We start from the raw sequence: 17,112 nt of genomic DNA, 5'->3' as shown, positions 1-17,112 counted from the left end.
GGATGCGCGCAGGGTGTCGGCGTGAGCGGATCGTGAACGCTCGGGCGGGAGAGCAGGCTCGCGGGCAGCGCGAAGAGCCCCGTACACCGCGGGTGCGCGGCGGACGGGGCTCTGAACCGGGCGGATCGCCCGGCGGAGGAAGCCTCCGGGGGCCTCTCCTACCGTTTGTAGTTGGGCGCCTCGACGACCATCTGCACGTCGTGAGGGTGGCTCTCCTTAAGGCCGGCAGAGGTGATGCGCACGAAGTTGCCGCGCTCCTTCAACTCGGCGACGGAACGGGCGCCCACGTAGAACATGGACTGGCGCAGGCCGCCGATCATCTGGTGCGTCACGGCGCCCACCGGCCCGCGGTAGGGCACCTGTCCCTCGATGCCCTCGGGGATCAGCTTCTCGTCGCTCGGCACGTCCGCCTGGAAGTAGCGGTCCTTCGAGTACGAGGTGCGCTCGCCGCGCGTCTGCAGCGCGCCCAGCGATCCCATGCCGCGGTAGTTCTTGTACTGCTTGCCGCCCACGAACACCAGATCGCCGGGGCTCTCGTCGGTGCCCGCGAGCAGCGAACCCATCATCACCGACGAGGCGCCCGCGACGAGCGCCTTCGCGATGTCGCCCGAGTACTGCAGGCCGCCGTCGGCGATCACGGGGATGCCCATCGGCACGGCCGCCTTCGCGGCCTCGTACACGGCGGTGATCTGGGGCACGCCCACGCCCGCGATGACGCGGGTGGTGCAGATCGACCCGGGTCCCACGCCCACCTTCACCGCGTCGGCGCCCGCCTCGGCGATCGCCTTCGCGCCCGCGAAGGTCGCCACGTTGCCGCCGATCACATCGACCGCGGCGAACGCGGGGTCGGCCTTGATCCTGGCGATGATGTCGAGCACGCCCTTGCTGTCGCCGTTGGCGGTGTCGACCACCAGCACGTCGACGCCGGCGTCGAGGAGCTCCCCGGCGCGCTTCCAGGCGTCTCCGAAGAAGCCCATCGCGGCGCCCACGCGCAGACGCCCGGCCCCGTCCTTCGTGGCGTTGGGGTACTGCTCCTCCTTGTCGAAGTCCTTGACCGTGATGAGGCCGGTGAGGCGCCCCTCGTCGTCGACCAGCGGCAGCTTCTCGATCTTGTGCTGTCGGAAGATGGCCGCAGCGTCCTCCCGCGAGATGCCCGTCGGTCCGGTGATGAGCGGCATCTTGGTCATCGCGTCCGAGACGCGCACCTGCGCGCGGTCCTTCGGGTCGATGAACCGCATGTCGCGGTTCGTGATGATGCCGAGCAGCACGTCGTTCGAATCGACCACGGGCAGGCCCGAGACGCGATACTCGCCGCACAGGGCGTCGACCTCGGCAACCGTGGCGTCCACGGACGTCGTCACGGGGTTCGTGATCATGCCGGCTTCGCTGCGCTTGACCCGATCCACCATCTCGGCCTGATCCTGGATCGACAGATTGCGATGCAGAATGCCGAGGCCGCCGTTGCGCGCCATCGCGACCGCCATGCGCGTCTCCGTGACCGTGTCCATGGCGGCCGAGATGAGCGGGATGTTCAGCTGGATGCGACGGGTGAGCTGGGTGGACGTGTCCGCCTCGCTCGGGATGACGTCGGTGTGCGCCGGCAGCAGCAGCACATCGTCGTAGGTCAGACCGGTGAACGCGAAGGGGTCACGCTGTTCCATGGAACCTCATCTGTGTTGTGGTTGGAGCCTGGTGGGTCGCGAGGGTCGCCGATCACAGGCCCCCTCACCCTATTCAGTCTAAGGGAACGGGGCCGGTGTTCGTCTCCGCCGTCGGAGAACGACGCAGCTGGGACACCATGTCGGCGATGAGGATCATGAGCGCGATCCACACCGCGATGAAACCGATCCAGCGGCTGAGCGGCATCTCCTCGCGCATGACGAGATAGCCGTAGAGGAAGCCGAGGATCGGGGTGAGGAACTGGAGGAAACCCATGTACGAGAGCGGCAGCCGCCGTGTGGCCTCGCCGAAGAGGATCAAGGGCACGGCGGTCAGCAGTCCGCTCAGCATGACCAGCACGGAGATCCCCGGCCCGAAGGAGAAGGCGTTGACGCCGGCCAGGCCCGCGACGACCGCCAGCTGCACCGCCGCCACGGGCAGTGACGCGAGCGTCTCGATGGTGAGCCCCGTGATGCCGTCGACCGCCTCGCCCGCGTGCTTGTGCACGGCTCCGTAAAGCCCGAACGAGAAAGCGAGCCCGAGCGCGATCCACGGAAAGGTGCCGTAGGCGATCGCCGCGACGGTCACGCCCACCGCTGCGATCGACACGGCGACCCACTGCGGGCGGCTGAGCCGCTCCTTGCGCACGACCACCCCGACGAGGATCGTGAAGATCGGGTTGATGAAGTAGCCGAGCGCTGCCTCGAGCACTCGGCCGGTCATGACACCGAGGATGAAGATCTGCCAGTTCGCGTAGAGCAGCAGCGACGCCAGCGCGAACCACCCGAGCAGGCGGGGCGAGCGGAGGATCGCCCCGAGCTGACGCCAGCGCCTGGTGAGGGCGACGAGGATCGCGCAGAACACGAGGGTCGCGCCGACGCGCCAGGGCACCACCTCGAACGGCCCGACCATCGCGATGAGCCCGAAGTAGAACGGGAATGCGCCCCACAGCAGATACGCCCCCAGCCCGTACCCCAGCCCGGCGCGCGTTCGTTTCACCGCGTCAGTCTATCCCCCGGCGGTGGGCCGGTCTTGCCGCTCCGGCGCTGCCCCCGGGCCCGGCGCCGCCCCCCGGACCCGGCGCCGCCCCCCGAACCCGGCGCTGCCCCCCGAACCCGGCGCCGCCCCGGGAACCGTGGGCGCCTTTCTGCCGCTTCGCCGATCTGCAAGCGACAGAAAGGCGCACGCACTTTCAGGGCGCGGCGGGCAGGGCTGGCCCACGGACAGGGGTGAACACGCGAACGGGCCCGCCGATCACGTGGATCGGCGGGCCCGTCGGTACGTGCGCGGTTCAGCGCTCGACGACCGCGAGGATGTCGCGAGCCGAGAGCACGAGGTAGTCGTCGCCGCCCACCTTGACCTCGGTTCCGCCGAACTTCGAGTAGATCACCAGGTCGCCGACCGAGACGTCGAGCGGGATGCGCGTGCCGTTATCGGAGATGCGACCCGGGCCGACGGCGACGACCTCGCCCTCCTGGGGCTTCTCCTTGGCGCTGTCGGGGATCACCAGACCGGACGCGGTGGTCTGCTCTGCCTCGACCTGCTTGATAACAATACGATCTTCGAGCGGCTTGATGGCAACCGACACAGTGGACCTCTTTCCAATGTCTGAAGGGTTCTCGCGCCCGCCCCATGCGAGCGCGCCTACAGCAGAGTCTAGGACTCCGATTGGCACTCTCGCAAGGGGAGTGCCAACGGAGTGGTGCGGGATCGCGCACAGCGAACGAGAAGCCCGCCGCTCCGACCCCCCGATCTGGCGCCCCGCCTGGCCGGGTCCGGCGCCCCGCCCCTAGAATTGGAGGAGCCGCACGGCGACGGCCCGCAGGGCCGCCCCCCGCTCACGTACCGAGGAGGACTCATGTCCACACCGAATTCACCCCAGCAGCCGAGTTCCTCGCAGGGCTCCTCGCAGCCCACGACGCCACTGCCCGAGAATATCGCGCAGCCGGGATACTCGCCGCAGGGCGGCCAGCCGGCCTACACCCCCCCTGCGGCGCCGTACCAGCAGTCCGCGCCGCAGGGGAACCCGCAGCAGCAGTCGGCCGCGCAGTACCGCACTCAGAACCACCCGGCCCCCTCGACCGCGACCACGGTCGGCCAGACCAACACCTACGCCCTGCTGGCCATCATCTTCGCGTTCCTCTCCCCCATCGCGGGCATCGTCTTCGGGCACCTCGGCCTCAGCCAGGTCAAGCGCACGGGTGACGCGGGACGGGGCATCGCGCTCACCGGCCTCATCATCAGCTACGCGTACTTCCTCTTCATCGCGCTGTTCGTCATCCTCTACGTGGGCTTCATCGTCGCGATGATCGGCGCCTTCGGTTCGATGAGCTCGATGAGCTCGAACTACGGGCCCTACTAGCACCCGGCGAGCAGCGCCTCCGGCCGTGCCGCGAAAGGAGCACGCAGTGTCTCAGAATCAGCCTCCGGCGGGTGAGAACCCCGAGCCGCAGTCGCCGCTGGACCAGCCGCAGGCGCCGCTGACCGAGCCGTCGGCACCGCAGCCATACTCAGCGCCGCAGCAGTACTCGGCGCCGCAGCAGTACTCGGCGCCGCAGCAGCCGCAGCCCCCGGTACCGCAGTACGCGCTGCAGCCTCAGCAGGCCTACGTGCAGGTGCAGTACACGCAGCCGGCATTCGTCGCCCCGCCGACGAATGCGCTGGCCATCATCTCGATGATCGCGGGCATCATCGGCATCCTCGGTTGGCTGTTCACATCCCTGTTCGCGATCGCCGCCGTCATCATGGGCCACATCAGCCTGAGCCAGATCAGGGCCAGGGGCGATAGCGGCCGCGGGATGGCGATCACGGGTCTCGTGCTCGGATACATCGCCATAGGATTCTCCCTTCTCGCGGTCATCTTCTGGTTCTTCATCTGGGGCGGTCTCGCGGGTCTCGGCGCCGTCTCAAGCACGCACTCGTGACCGCCGAGGCGGATCAGCCGCGGCGGCCTCGAGGCCTTCCCTCGGGGCCGCCGACGTCTTCACCCGGCTGGGAGCGCCTGCCCGCGCCCGAGGGCCTGGCGCTGCTCGCGCGCATCTCCGAGCACCGCGAGTCGGGCCGCACCGCCGACGAGGTCGCGCGCCGGCTGCGCGGCGAGGGCCTCGATCCCGCCCTGCTGGCGGCGGCGCTGACGCAGACGGAGCTGCGCGCCGGAGCGGTCGCGAAGTTCGGAGAACTCGCCGGCGAGCTGCTGTTCACGCGCGCCGCACTCGAGCAGGCGACGCGCGAGCGTGTGGCGGCGCTGCACGCCGGGCGCTTCCGCAGCGCCGGGTGCCGCGCGGTGGCCGATCTCGGGTGCGGCCTCGGCGCCGAGTCGCTCGCGCTGCTGACGGCGGGGATCGCGCCCCTGCCCGTCGAGCTCGACCCGCTGACCGCGGCGTTCGCCCGGCACAACCTCGCCGTGCTGGCCGGACGGCTGGGCGTCGATGCACCGCGGGTGCGCGTCGGCGATGCGGAGCGGCTGGGGCCGGGCGGCGCCGACGGCGCATTCCTCGACCCGGCCCGACGCACGGCCGGTCACAGCGACACGAGGCGCATCGCGTCGCCCGACGGCTACTCCCCCTCGCTGAGCTTCGCATTCGGCCTCGCCGAGCGCCTGCCGACCGGGGTGAAGCTCGGCCCCGGACTCGATCGCGCGCTGATCCCGGGCACGGCGGAGGCTCAGTGGGTTTCGGTCGACGGGCAGCTCGTGGAGACCGGCCTGTGGTTCGGCTCGACCGCGCGCCCGGGGGTCCGCCGCGCGGCGCTCGTGCTGCGCGGCTCCGATGCGCACGAGCTCACCGCCCCCGCCGATGCCGAGGACGCCCCCGAGCGCCGGCTCGGGGCATACCTCTACGAGCCCGACGGCGCTGTGATCCGGGCCCGCCTCATCGGAGCGCTCGCCGCGCGCATCGACGCCGGGATGGCGGGCGCGGGCATCGCCTACCTCACCGGCGACCGTCTCGTCGAGACCCCGTTCGCGAGCGCGTTCCGCGTGCTCGAGGAGCTGCCGGCGCGCGAGCGGGATCTGCGCCGCGCGCTCGCCTCGCGCGACATCGGCGCGCTCGAGATCAAGAAGCGCGGGGTCGACGCGGATCCCGCCGCGCTGCGGCGACGACTGAGGTTGAGCGGCGAGAGGAGCGCGACGCTGTTCCTCACCCGCGCGGCCGGGCGCCACGTCGCGCTGCTGGCCGAGCGCTGCTGAGCGCGTGAGAGCGTGGAACGGCCGAGGGCCCCGGAGCGCGAGCTCCGGGGCCCTCTTCGCTTGATGCGCGACCTACTGCGCGTCTTCGAGCTGCTGCAGCTGATCCTGCAGCGAGGGATCGTTCTGGAGCTGATTCATCGCCGCGCCGATGATCATGATCGACACGATCAGGATGATGATCGATGCCACGATGCCGAGCGCGCCGGTGATGATGCCGGTGAGCGACATGCCCTTGGACTGCCGCTTCCTCAGGGCGATGATGCCGAGGATCAGGCCGACCACACCTGCGATGATGCCGATGGCCGGGATCCAGCAGAACACCAGGCTGACGATGCCGAGTACCAGCGCCGCGATCGCGAGGCCCTTCGACTGAGCGGGAGCCGCACCGTAGGCGGGCTCCGCGGGCGCAGCGGGAGCCGCGGGCGGCGGGGGCGGAACGGGATTCGAGGCCGACTGGCCTTCGGGCAGATTCTCGGACATGATGCTCCTTCGTTCGAGTGCGGAGGAGGAATTTCCCCACATGCACCCTCCACGATAACCGCCAGGACGCGCCGCTGTCTGCCGCAACCGCCGGTTTCGCGCGAGGTAGGCGCCCGTCAGCGCAGTTGAACCCGCGTCACGGGAAGCGTCGAGTCGGCCCCGAAGCCGAGTCCGGAGGGCTCGTGGCCCGCCGCGAGGAGCTGCGCGCCGACGGAGGCGATCATGGCCCCGTTGTCGGTGCACAGCGAGAGCGGAGGCACCCGCAGCTCGACGCCCTCGGCGGCGCAGCGCTCGCGCGCCAGCTCGCGCACCCTGGCGTTCGCCACCACGCCGCCGCCCAGCAGCAGCCGCGGCACGCCGAAGTCGCGGCAGGCGGAGAGCGCCTTGGTGATCAGCACGTCGGCGACGGCCTCCCGGAAGCCGGCGGCCACGTCGGCCACCGGCACCTGCAGCCCCTCACCCTCGCGCTTCTCGACCCAGCGCGCCACCGAGGTCTTCAGCCCCGAGAACGAGAAGTCGTACCGGTGCCGCTCGAGGTCCTTGGGCAGCGTGAGCCCCCTGGGGAAGCGGATCGCATCCGGATCGCCCCCAGCGGCCGCCCGGTCGATCTGCGGGCCGCCGGGGTACGGCAGCCCGAGCAGGCGCGCGACCTTGTCGAAGGCCTCGCCGGCCGCGTCGTCGATGGTCTCCCCCAGCATCTCGACGTCGCTCACCAGGTCGCGCACCAGCAGCAGCGAGGTGTGCCCGCCCGAGACCAGCAGCGCGACGGTGGGCAGTTCGAGTTCGCCGACGGCCCCCACGGCCTCGCGCAGTCCCTCGCCGTGCAGAATGTCGGCGCCGACGTGCCCGACGAGGTGGTTGACCGCGTAGAGCGGCTTGCCGAGCGACACCGAGAGCGCCTTGGCGGCGGCCACGCCCACCATGAGGGCGCCGGCCAGGCCGGGCCCGCAGGTGACGGCCACGGCGTCGAGCTCGTCGAGGGTCACGCCGGCATCGGCGAGCGCCCGCTCGATCGTGGGGGTCATCGCCTCGAGGTGCGCGCGCGCCGCCACCTCGGGCACCACGCCGCCGAAGCGGGCGTGCTCGTCCATCGACGACGCGATCGCGTTGGCGAGCAGCGCGCGCCCGCGCACGATCCCGACCCCGGTCTCGTCGCAGCTGGTCTCGATGCCCAGCACCAGGGGCTCGGCTGCACTCATCGTGGGCCCTCCGTCTCGAGCCTCATGACGACGGCGTCGACGCCGTCGGGCTGGTAGTACCGCGGGCGCACGCCGATCTCCCCGAACCCCAGCGACGCGTACAGCCGACGCGCGACCGGGTTGTCGGCCCTCACCTCGAGAAACACCTCGCGCACGCCCCGGCGCCGGGCCTCGGCGAGCAGCGCGGTCATGAGCCGCCGCCCGTGACCGCCCCCGCGCGCCTCGGGGGCGACGGCGACGGTCTGCACGTCGCCCTCGCCGCCCACGACGAGCAACCCGGCGTATCCCCGCACCCCGCCGGATCGATCGACGAGCGCGAGGTAGTGGCGGTGGTCGGCGGTGAGCTCCTCGCGCATCATGTCGCGCGACCACGCCTCAGCGCCGAACACGGCGCGCTCGATGGCCCAGATCGCATCGAGGTCGCTCGCCCCCGCCTCGCGCAGCGACAGCGATGACGCCGGTTCTCCCCCGGCCGGCCGGCTCGTCGGGGTCACGTCGACACCCGCTTCGGCGCGCGGGGCTGCTGCACATCGGGGACGCGCAGGTACACGGCGCGGTCGGGCTCGAAGTTGCGCCCGGCCGCCAGGCGCCGCGCGGCCAGCCTCACGAGCGAGGGCGCGGGGATGCGCTCGGGCCAGACCTCGTTCGGCACGGGATCATGGTCGGCCCGCGCGACGAGGCGCGGCCCCGAGCTGCGCTCGGGAACGCCGGCCCGGTCGAGCCCCGCGTACTCGGAGACGAAGAGCTCGCGCCGCCGCGCGTCCTGCACCACCCGCACTCCCGGCAGCGCCGTGCCCTCGAGCGCGTCCAGAGCCACGGCCTCGTGACCGTGCAGGGGAAGCACCGGGACGCCCCGGCCGAGCGCGAAGGCGTGCGCGGCCGCGATCCCGACCCGCAGACCGGTGAACGGGCCGGGCCCGATCCCCGCCACGACGCCGGTCACCGCCTCGGGCGGCACCCCGCTCGCGCGGAAGACCTCTTCGAGCAGCGGTCCGATCGCCTCCGCGTGGCCCCGCGGATCGTCGCCGACCGCCTCGTACACGCGCCCCGCGGCGCCGAGCGCGACGGCGGTGCCGATCGCAGTGTCGATCGCGAGCAGCACGTGTGCGCCCAGCCCCGGCGCCTCCGGAGTCACTGCAGCACCCCCTCGGACCACCGCGAACCGTGCCCGGCGACGGTCACGACGCGGGCCTCGACCGCGACCTCGGACCAGTCGGCCTCGACCGCGCCCTCCGCCGGGAGGCGACCTCCGACGGGCCGCTCGATCACGATCTCGATCCACGATCCCGGTCGATCGACCACGCCGGAGCCCCACTCGGCCACCACCACCGCGCCCTCGAAGTCGATGTCGAGGTCGTCGAGCTCGTCGGCGCCCCCGAGCCGGTAGGCGTCGACGTGCACGAGCGGTGCCCCGCCCGAGAGCGACGGATGGGTGCGCGCCAGCACGAACGTCGGGCTCTGCACGGGACCGCGCACTCCGAGCCCCTCGCCGATGCCGCGCGTGAGCGTGGTCTTGCCCGCGCCGAGCGGACCGGTCAGCAGCACGAGATCGCCGGCGCGCAGCCGGCCCCCGAGCCTGACGCCGAGCTCGTGCATCGCGTCGGGATCGGCGATCCGCAGCGTCACCGGCACGGCACCGCTCACGCCGCACCCGCCAGCGGTTCCTCCGAGGGGACGCGCAGCACGCGCGGGCCGATGCCCGCGACGATCTCGTAGTTGATCGTGCGCATGAGGCCGGCCCAGATCTCGACGGGCGGATGACCTCGCTCGGGATCGCCGAAGAGCACCACGGACTCGCCCAGGTCGATGCGACCGCCCACCGGGCCCACGTCGACGATGAACTGGTCCATGCCGATGCGCCCGACGATCGGACGGTGCTCGCCCGCGACCGTGACCCAGGCGCCGGCGCCGTTGAGCGCGCGCGGCATGCCGTCGGCGTAGCCCATCGGCACCAGCGCGAGCGTGGTCGCCGTCTCGCAGACGTGATTGAAGCCGTAGGAGACCCCGGTTCCCGCGGGCACGCCCCGCAGCGCGACGACCTCCGAGCGCAGGGTCATGGCCGGGACGAGCCCGAGCTGGGCCGACGTCTTATCGGCGAAGGGGCTGAGCCCGTAGGCGACGACCCCAACGCGCACGGTGTTGTAGTGCAGGTGCGGCGAGGAGAAGGTCGCCGCGCTGGCCGCCAGGTGGATCATCTCGGGTTCCACGCCCGCCGAGCGGAGCATCTCGACCGCCTCGTCGAAGCGCGCGGCCTGAGCCCGATCGTACTCGTCACCCGCGTTCGCCAGGTGGCTGAAGATGCCGCGCACCCGCACGGCCCCGGCCCGCTGCAGCGCCGCCGCGCGCTCGAAGAGCGCCTCCCACTCCTCGGGCGCCGCGCCGTTGCGGCTGAGCCCCGTGTCGATCTTGAACTGCATCGACGCGGTCCGGCCCGAGCGCTCCGCGGCATCGGCGAGCGCCTCCAGCTGCCGCATGTGGCTGACGCCGATCTCGATGTCGGCGGCCACAGCCTGACCGAAGTCGGCGTGCACGCCGTGCAGCCAGCAGAGGATGGGCGCCTCGATACCCGCATCGCGAAGCGCGAGCGCCTCCTCGAGGTCGGCGGTGGCCACCATCGACGCACCGCCGGCGAGCGCAGCCTCGGCCGAGATCACGGCGCCGTGGCCGTAGCCGTCCGCCTTCACCACCACGATCACGGCACCCCCCGTGAGCTCGCGCACGCGCGCCACGTTGTGCCTGATCGCCGGCAGCGAGATCTCGGCCACCCGCATCGATCCTGTCCTCATGCCTGCCCCGTTCCCGTCCGCGTTGCCGCCTCCGCTGCGAGCGTACCGCGCGCCTCCGAAGACCGAGGCGCCGATCCGCCGAGCGACTCCACGATCACGAACGCGGTCGCGAGCCCGCCGTCGTGCGTCATCGAGAGGTGCGCCCGATCCGCGCCGCGGGCGGCCAGCGCGGCGGAGAGACCAGGCGTCGCCGCGAACGAGGGCGCTCGATCCGCATCCCGCACCACCTCGAGGTCGTGCCAGCGCAGCCCCGCCGAACCTCCGAGCGCTTTGATGAGCGCCTCCTTCGCCGCGAAGCGGGCGGCGAGCGACCCCGTCGGCAGTGCCGCCTCGGCGGGGGTGAACAGTCGCCCGCGCAGCGCCGGGGTGCGCCCGAGCTGCCGCTCGAGACGCGCGATGTCGACGGTGTCGACGCCGATCCCGATGATCATGCGGGGGCGGGTCACTCCACCGTGACCGACTTGGCGAGGTTGCGCGGCTGGTCGACGTCGAGGCCCTTCGCCGTCGACAGCTCGAGCGCGAACCACTGCAGGGGGATCACCTGCAGCAGGGGCTCGAAGAAGGCGTCGGCGAGCGGTAGGCGGATGACGTCGTCGGCGTAGGGCAGCACCGCGGTGTCGCCCTTCTCCACGACCGCGATGACCCGCGCGCCGCGCGCCCGGATCTCCTGGATGTTGGAGACGACCTTCGAGTGCATGAGCGGCGAGGTGCGGGGGCTCGGCACGAGCACGAACACGGGCTGGCCGTGGTCGATCAGGGCGATGGGGCCGTGCTTGAGCTCGCCTGCGGCGAAGCCCTCGGCGTGGATGTAGGCGATCTCCTTGAGCTTGAGCGCGCCCTCGAGCGCGATCGGGTAGCCCACGTGGCGCCCGAGGAACAGCACGGAGCGCGTGTCGGCCATCCAGTGCGCGAGCTGCGCGATCTGATCGTGGGTGTCCACGGCCTCGCGCACCTTCTCGGGCAGCGCCCCGAACTGCGCGACGGCCTCGGCCGAGTCCTCGGCCGACAGCGTGCCGCGCACGCGGCCCAGGTGCAGGCCGATCAGGTAGAGCGCCGTGACCTGGGCGACGAACGCCTTGGTCGAGGCCACCGCCACCTCCGGGCCCGCGTGCGTGTAGACCACCGCGTCGGATTCCCGCGGGATCGTGGCGCTCTGCGTGTTGCACACCGACACCGTGGTCACGCCGCGCTCGCTCGCGTACTTCACGGCCATGAGCGTGTCCATGGTCTCGCCAGACTGGCTGACGGAGATGACCATCGTGCGGTCGGAGAGCACGGGATCCCGGTAGCGGAACTCGTGGCTGAGCTGCACCTCGACCGGGATGCGGGCCCACTGCTCGATCGCGTAGGCCCCCACCTGGCCGGCGTACGAGGCCGTGCCGCACGCGATGATGACGATGCGGTCGATGCCGCCGACGCGGTCGTCTCCGAGGGCCGAGAGCTCGGGGATGTCCACGCCGCCGCCCGTCACCCGGCCCCGCACCGTGTTCTCCACAGCGTCGGGCTGGTCGTTGATCTCCTTCGCCATGAACGAGGACCAGCCGCCCTTGTCGGCGGCCTCCGCGTCCCACTCCACCTCGTACTCGGTGAACTCGACCGGTTCGCCCGCGAAATCGGTGATGCGCACCTCGTCGGGGGTGATGATCGCGATGTTGTCCTCGTCGACCGCGACCGCGCGCCGCGTCGACGACACGAAGGCGGCGACGTCTGATCCGAGGAAGTTCTCACCCTCGCCGAGCCCCACCACGAGCGGCGAGTGGTGCCGGGCTGCGACCACCTTGCCCGGCTCGTCGCGGTGCATGGCGAGCAGCGTGAAGGTGCCTTCGAGTCGCGCGACCACGGAGCGGAACGCGGTCTCCAGGTCTCCCAGGCGAGACACCTCGCGGCCCACGAGTGCCGCCACGACCTCGGTGTCGGTCTCGCTGATCAGCTCGATGCCCTCGGCCTCGAGCTCGCTCCGCAGCTCGGCGAAGTTCTCGACGATGCCGTTGTGGATCAGCGCCAGCCTGCCGCCGTCTCCCAGATGCGGGTGCGCGTTCGCGTCGGTCGGGCCTCCGTGGGTGGCCCACCGGGTGTGCCCGATCCCCGTTCCGGCGGCCTGCACCGGGTTGGCCTCGAGCAGTTCCTCGAGCCGGGCCAGCTTGCCAGAGCGCTTGCGCACGGAGATCTCGTCGACGCCATCGATCACGGCGATGCCCGCCGAATCGTAGCCTCGGTACTCCAGGCGGCGCAGCCCGTTGAGGAGCCCTTCGACCGTGTCATTCGGGCCGACATATCCGACGATTCCACACATGCGACCAAGTTTAGTGGCACGATGGATGAACGATGGCCGAGTACAGCACCGCCCCAGATCCCGCGTCTCCCGTGAGCGCCGGCGCCCCGGTGCCCGGCACCGACACGCAGGCGCTCATCCGACCCGAGTACACCTCCCCCTTCACCGAGATCGACCGCGCCGAATGGGCGCGCCTCGCGGGCGAGACCCCCATGCCGCTCACCGAGCAGGAGATCGACGCGTTCCGCGGCCTCGGCGAGCCGCTCGATCTGGCCGAGGTCTCCGAGGTCTACCGGCCGCTCAGCCGCCTCATCAACCAGTACGCCATCGCGGCGCGCGAGATGCACCAGCGCACCCGCGGCTTCCTTCAGCGCGACGGCGAGCGCCAAAGCCCCTTCGTGATCGGGATCGCGGGGTCCGTCGCCGTCGGCAAGTCGACCGTGGCCCGCATCCTCCGCGACCTCCTCGCCAGGTGGCCCGAGACCCCGCGCGTCGAACTCGTCACGACCGACGGCTTCCTCTACCCCAACGCCGAGCTGCACCGCCGAGGCATCTCCGCGCGCAAGGGCTTCCCCGAATCGTACGACCGTCGCGCCCTGCTGCGCTTCGTGTCCCAGGTGAAGGCCGGCGTCGACGAGGTGTGCGCGCCCCACTACAGCCACCTGGTCTACGACATCGTACCGGGCGAGTTCACGGTCGTGCGACAGCCCGACATCCTCATCGTCGAGGGGCTCAACGTGCTGCAGCCGCCGTCGATGCAGCACCCGCTGGCCGTCAGCGATCTCTTCGACTTCTCGCTGTACGTCGACGCCCGCACGTCCGACATCCAGCAGTGGTACCGCAACCGCTTCCTGCATCTCCGCGAGAGCGCGTTCTCCAACCCCGACTCCTATTTCCGCCGGTTCGCCACGCTCGACGACGAGGTCGCCGCGGCGCTCGCCGACGAGTACTGGGCGAACATCAACGAACCCAACCTCATCGAGAACATCCGGCCCACCCGGGCCAGGGCCACGCTGGTGCTGCGCAAGGAGGCGGATCACCGGGTGCAGAAGGTGCTGCTGCGCAAGCTGTAGGGTGGCTCTCGTGTCGACTCCACGCCGTATCGCGATCGCGGTCCTGTCCGCGGCGCTCCTCCTGGTCTGGGCGTCGCCCGGCGCGGCCGCTCCGGAGAACGAGGTCGCTCCCGGCTATCCGACCTGGGAGGAAGTTGAGGCCGCGAAGAGCTCGGAGCAGGCTTCGCGGGCCGAGTACGAGAGGTTGCAGGGGGCGCTCCAGCGGGCGCAGGCGGAGGCGGCAGAGGCCTCCGTCACCGCGATCGAGCGGGCCGAAGCCGCGCGTCAGGCCGACACCGCCCTGACCGATGCCGTCGCGATGGAGGAGCAGCTCGCTGCGCGGCTGGCGCGGGCGCGGGAGTCGCTCGCCGGGAACAGCGACGCGCTGGGTCGCACCGTCGCCTGGCTCTATCGCGACGGAACCGGCCTCGCCCGGTACGGCGAACTCGCCTCGTCGCAGGATCCCGAGGAGTTCATGGCGAAGCTCGGCGCGGCCACCCAGGTGACCGGCACGTGGAACGCCCTCGTCGAGCGGGCGAAAGAGGAGGTGAACGCCGTCTCGTCTCTCGAGGATCAGGCGTCCGCGGCCAGGCAGGAGCGGGAGGACCTCGCCGAGCAGGCTGGCGCCGCGAGGCAAGAGGCCGAGCAGGTGTCGCAGCGCGCCAAGGCCGCCGCGAGCGCGGCCGCCGACCGCAGCGACACCGTGTATGCGCAGCTAGCCTCGCTCCGCGACACCACCTCAGACGTCGAGCGGCGCTACCAGCTCGGGCTGCGGGTCGCGGAGGAGCTCCGCCAGCAGGAGCGGGAGCGGGAGCGCGCCGCGGAGGAGACTCCCCCCTCCCAGCCGGGCGGCGGCGCCGGGCCGCCGGGAGGGCAGGATCCCGGGGTGATCGTGGACCCCGCCGGAGCGCAGGCCTACGCACGCCAGGCGATGAGGGCCTACGGCTGGGGAGACGACCAGTTCGGCTGTCTGGTGCCGCTCTGGAACGGAGAGTCGGGCTGGCGCGCCGATGCGCTGAACCCGTCGAGCGGGGCGTACGGCATCCCGCAGTCGCTCCCCGCCGAGAAGATGGCGGCCGCCGGATCCGACTGGCGCACGAACGGGGCCACGCAGGTCGACTGGGGCCTCGCGTACATCCAAGCGGCCTACGGCACGCCCTGCACCGCTTGGAACGCCTGGCAGTCGCGCTACCCGCGCTGGTACTGATCCGGTCCCTCCCCACGCCGGGCCGGCACCCGCCGGCCCGGGTAGCTCGGGCCTCCCTTCCGCGGGAGGCCGCACGTCGGGGATCCGTCGTCGCGGGGAGGGGCCGCGGTGCGCCGGACCACGGAAACCCGGACGCATGGACGACGAGGGACCACCCGGCGGAGGTCCCGGAAGAGCCCGTACTCGCCGCGTTCGGCGAGGAGCGGGGCCGGCGCGGCGTCCTGGACGTCCCTTCACGCTGTTCTCGATGTCGCCCGAGGCGGATCCCGCGCTCGCGACCGTGCTCGGCGAACCAGGTTGGATCGTCATGGGCGCGGCGATCCTTGTCCTCTTCGGCGTGAGCGCGCTGGGTCGCCGCGACGTCCGGAGCTTGATCACCCCTGCTCCGATATGTAGTATGTGTGCTACATAAATACGATGATATGCGACACGATAGGAGGGGACCGTGGACGATCCCGTGATCTCCGTCTCGGACCTGCGGATGCGCTACGGCGACAAGCAGGTGCTCGACGGACTGGACCTCACGGTCCACGCCGACGAGGTGGTCGCCATGCTGGGGCCGAACGGCGCGGGCAAGAGCACGACCGTCGAGATCCTCGAGGGATACCGCGTGCCGTCAGCCGGCGCCGTCTCCGTGCTCGGCGTCGACCCCGCCCACGGCGACGACGGCTGGCGATCCCAGATCGGGGTGGTGCTGCAGAACTCCGGCGACCATGCCAAGTGGAGGGTGCGTCAGCTGCTCGCGCACATCTCCGACTACTACCGCCCCTACGTCGACCCCTGGCCCGTCGACGAGCTGCTCGAGCTCGTCGGGCTGACCGGCCAGGCGGGCCAGAAGCTGCAGACGCTCTCGGGCGGGCAGCGCCGCCGCCTCGACGTCGCGCTCGGCGTCGTCGGCCGCCCCTCGCTGCTCTTCCTCGACGAGCCGACCACGGGCTTCGACCCCCGCGCCCGGCGCGACTTCCACGAGCTCGTGCACCGGCTCGGCGACCTCGAGGGGGTGACGATCCTGCTCACGACCCACGACCTCGCCGAGGCCGAGAAGCTGGCGAGCCGGATCGTGATCCTCGCGGGAGGGCGCATCATCGCGAACGGCTCCCCCCTCGAGCTGACCCGGGCGGTGTCGAGCACCGCCGAGGTGCGCTGGATGCAGGGCGGGCAGCGCCACGTCCACGCCACCGAAGACGCCACCGCCTTCGCCCGCGAGCTGCTCGCCCGGCAGGAGGAGGTCGCCGAGCTCGAGATCCAGCGCTCCACCCTCGAAGACGCCTATCTGTCGATCGTCGCCCAGTTCGAGGCGGGCGAGGACGTCGAAGCCGCCGAGTTCGAGGAGGTCTCACGATGAGCGACCGAGCACGACGCGCCGCGAGCGCGACCGACGCCGCCGGGGTGCGGCGCCGCGTGGCGCGGACGAGCCCGAAGGCGAACGCCTACCGCACCGGCCTGCGCCGCGGTCTGATCTCGACGCGGATCATGCTCACCACCCCCTCCGAGATCCTCGGCACCCTCATCCCCATCGCCGTCTTCATCGCGGTGCTCCTGTTCATGCAGCGGGGCAACTTCGACGGTGCGGCGGTCGGCATGGGCGCCATGAGCCTGCCGAGCATCATCGCCATGAGCACGCTGTTCGGCGCGGTCATGGGCATCACCTCGCTGCTGGCGATGGACCGCACCAACGGCACGCTGCTGCGCTCGAAGTCGGTGCCGGGAGGCACCACCGGATACCTGGTCGGCGAGATCACCGCGAACGCGATCATGTCGATCGTCGGGGCGATCCTGATCCTCGTCGCCGGCCTCGCGATATTCCCCGAGCTGGAGTTCGGCACGCCGGGCCGCTGGCTGCTCTTCACCGGCGTGCTGCTGCTCGGCCTCGTCGCCACCCTGTCGATCGGCGCCGTGCTCGGCGCCCTCATCAACAGCCCCAAGAGCCTGGGCGTCGTGATGATGCCGCTCATGATCCTCATCGGCATCTCGGGCATCTTCTACCCGCTCGTCGCGCTGCCCGTCTGGGTGCAGTGGATCGCGCAGGCGTTCCCGCTCTACTGGTTGGGGCTCGGCATGCGGGCCTCGCTGCTGCCCGATACGATGGCAGCCGTGGAAATCGCGGGATCCTGGCGCGTCGAATGGGTGTTCGCCGTGCTGGTGGCCTGGGCCGTGGTGGGCCTCTCGCTCGCCCCGAAGCTCCTCGGCCGCATGGCGCGACGCGAGTCCGGATCCGCGATGGCCGCGCGGCGGCGGGACATCCAGCGGCAGTGGGGAGTGTAGCGCCGA

Annotated in this window: 18 protein-coding genes; 7 read left to right on the top strand and 11 right to left on the bottom strand. The window is 71.5% G+C overall.

Going from position 1 to position 17,112, the window contains the following annotated elements:
* Positions 1–158: 158 nt before the first annotated feature.
* From guaB to groES, 3 genes are all read right to left on the bottom strand, one after another.
* Positions 159–1,661, bottom strand: a complete 1,503-nt coding sequence (guaB, locus tag D1J51_RS00650) for an IMP dehydrogenase (protein ID WP_119073246.1) — start codon at positions 1,659–1,661, stop codon at positions 159–161.
* 73 nt (positions 1,662–1,734) lie between these two features.
* On the bottom strand, positions 1,735–2,658 hold the full coding sequence (rarD, locus tag D1J51_RS00645; protein WP_119073245.1) for an EamA family transporter RarD: 924 nt from the start codon (positions 2,656–2,658) through the stop codon (positions 1,735–1,737).
* 292 nt (positions 2,659–2,950) lie between these two features.
* On the bottom strand, positions 2,951–3,247 hold the full coding sequence (groES, locus tag D1J51_RS00640) for a co-chaperone GroES (protein WP_105805038.1): 297 nt from the start codon (positions 3,245–3,247) through the stop codon (positions 2,951–2,953).
* A 270-nt stretch (positions 3,248–3,517) separates the two neighbouring features.
* Here groES and D1J51_RS00635 point away from each other — a divergent pair, with 270 nt between their 5' ends.
* The 3 genes from D1J51_RS00635 to D1J51_RS00620 all read left to right on the top strand — a co-directional run bounded on the left by D1J51_RS00635 (position 3,518) and on the right by D1J51_RS00620 (position 5,845).
* Entirely contained in the window at positions 3,518–4,021 is a 504-nt protein-coding gene (locus D1J51_RS00635) for a DUF4190 domain-containing protein (protein WP_119073244.1), read from the top strand.
* A 46-nt stretch (positions 4,022–4,067) separates the two neighbouring features.
* On the top strand, positions 4,068–4,583 hold the full coding sequence (locus D1J51_RS17745) for a DUF4190 domain-containing protein (protein ID WP_162903590.1): 516 nt from the start codon (positions 4,068–4,070) through the stop codon (positions 4,581–4,583).
* A 95-nt stretch (positions 4,584–4,678) separates the two neighbouring features.
* Entirely contained in the window at positions 4,679–5,845 is a 1,167-nt protein-coding gene (locus D1J51_RS00620) for a THUMP-like domain-containing protein (RefSeq protein ID WP_162903615.1), read from the top strand.
* Positions 5,846–5,917: 72 nt separating this feature from the next.
* Here D1J51_RS00620 and D1J51_RS00615 read toward each other — a convergent pair whose 3' ends face one another.
* From D1J51_RS00615 to glmS, 8 genes are all read right to left on the bottom strand, one after another.
* Entirely contained in the window at positions 5,918–6,325 is a 408-nt protein-coding gene (locus D1J51_RS00615; protein ID WP_119073242.1) for a DUF4190 domain-containing protein, read from the bottom strand.
* Between the two features lie 116 nt (positions 6,326–6,441).
* Positions 6,442–7,524 carry a tRNA (adenosine(37)-N6)-threonylcarbamoyltransferase complex transferase subunit TsaD gene (gene tsaD, locus D1J51_RS00610; protein WP_119073241.1) on the bottom strand — a complete coding sequence of 361 codons (1,083 nt, stop codon included), beginning with the start codon at positions 7,522–7,524 and terminating at the stop codon, positions 6,442–6,444.
* Positions 7,521–8,018: a ribosomal protein S18-alanine N-acetyltransferase gene (gene rimI / locus D1J51_RS00605; protein ID WP_240422729.1), complete on the bottom strand. Its 498-nt coding sequence runs from the start codon at positions 8,016–8,018 to the stop codon at positions 7,521–7,523. Before rimI ends, tsaD begins: the two co-directional genes overlap by 4 nt.
* Positions 8,015–8,659, bottom strand: a complete 645-nt coding sequence (gene tsaB, locus D1J51_RS00600) for a tRNA (adenosine(37)-N6)-threonylcarbamoyltransferase complex dimerization subunit type 1 TsaB (protein WP_240422727.1) — start codon at positions 8,657–8,659, stop codon at positions 8,015–8,017. The genes rimI and tsaB overlap by 4 nt, the downstream gene beginning before the upstream one ends.
* The gene (tsaE, locus tag D1J51_RS00595) at positions 8,656–9,120 is read right to left on the bottom strand and encodes a tRNA (adenosine(37)-N6)-threonylcarbamoyltransferase complex ATPase subunit type 1 TsaE (RefSeq protein WP_119073530.1); all 465 of its coding nucleotides are present in this window, start codon (positions 9,118–9,120) and stop codon (positions 8,656–8,658) included. The genes tsaB and tsaE overlap by 4 nt, the downstream gene beginning before the upstream one ends.
* A gap of 44 nt (positions 9,121–9,164) precedes the next feature.
* Positions 9,165–10,310 carry an alanine racemase gene (gene alr, locus D1J51_RS00590; protein ID WP_119073240.1) on the bottom strand — a complete coding sequence of 382 codons (1,146 nt, stop codon included), beginning with the start codon at positions 10,308–10,310 and terminating at the stop codon, positions 9,165–9,167.
* On the bottom strand, positions 10,307–10,741 hold the full coding sequence (locus D1J51_RS00585) for a holo-ACP synthase (RefSeq protein ID WP_119073239.1): 435 nt from the start codon (positions 10,739–10,741) through the stop codon (positions 10,307–10,309). Before D1J51_RS00585 ends, alr begins: the two co-directional genes overlap by 4 nt.
* Before the next feature lie 11 nt (positions 10,742–10,752).
* A complete protein-coding gene (gene glmS, locus D1J51_RS00580) occupies positions 10,753–12,603 on the bottom strand; it encodes a glutamine--fructose-6-phosphate transaminase (isomerizing) (protein WP_119073238.1) in 1,851 nt (616 codons plus the stop codon).
* A gap of 32 nt (positions 12,604–12,635) precedes the next feature.
* Between glmS and coaA the strand changes: the two genes are divergently transcribed.
* The 4 genes from coaA to D1J51_RS00560 all read left to right on the top strand — a co-directional run bounded on the left by coaA (position 12,636) and on the right by D1J51_RS00560 (position 17,106).
* Positions 12,636–13,655 carry a type I pantothenate kinase gene (gene coaA / locus D1J51_RS00575; RefSeq protein ID WP_119073237.1) on the top strand — a complete coding sequence of 340 codons (1,020 nt, stop codon included), beginning with the start codon at positions 12,636–12,638 and terminating at the stop codon, positions 13,653–13,655.
* A gap of 10 nt (positions 13,656–13,665) precedes the next feature.
* On the top strand, positions 13,666–14,841 hold the full coding sequence (locus D1J51_RS00570) for a coiled-coil domain-containing protein (protein WP_162903589.1): 1,176 nt from the start codon (positions 13,666–13,668) through the stop codon (positions 14,839–14,841).
* 445 nt (positions 14,842–15,286) lie between these two features.
* Complete coding sequence (locus D1J51_RS00565; RefSeq protein ID WP_240422725.1) at positions 15,287–16,186, top strand: ABC transporter ATP-binding protein; 900 nt, start codon at positions 15,287–15,289, stop codon at positions 16,184–16,186.
* Complete coding sequence (locus tag D1J51_RS00560; protein WP_119073235.1) at positions 16,183–17,106, top strand: ABC transporter permease; 924 nt, start codon at positions 16,183–16,185, stop codon at positions 17,104–17,106. The genes D1J51_RS00565 and D1J51_RS00560 overlap by 4 nt, the downstream gene beginning before the upstream one ends.
* Positions 17,107–17,112 lie beyond the last annotated feature (6 nt).

The organism is Leucobacter sp. wl10 (assembly GCF_003569785.1).
Taxonomy (GTDB): Bacteria; Actinomycetota; Actinomycetes; order Actinomycetales; family Microbacteriaceae; genus Leucobacter.
This window is presented reverse-complemented; position numbering and strand designations above follow the sequence as displayed.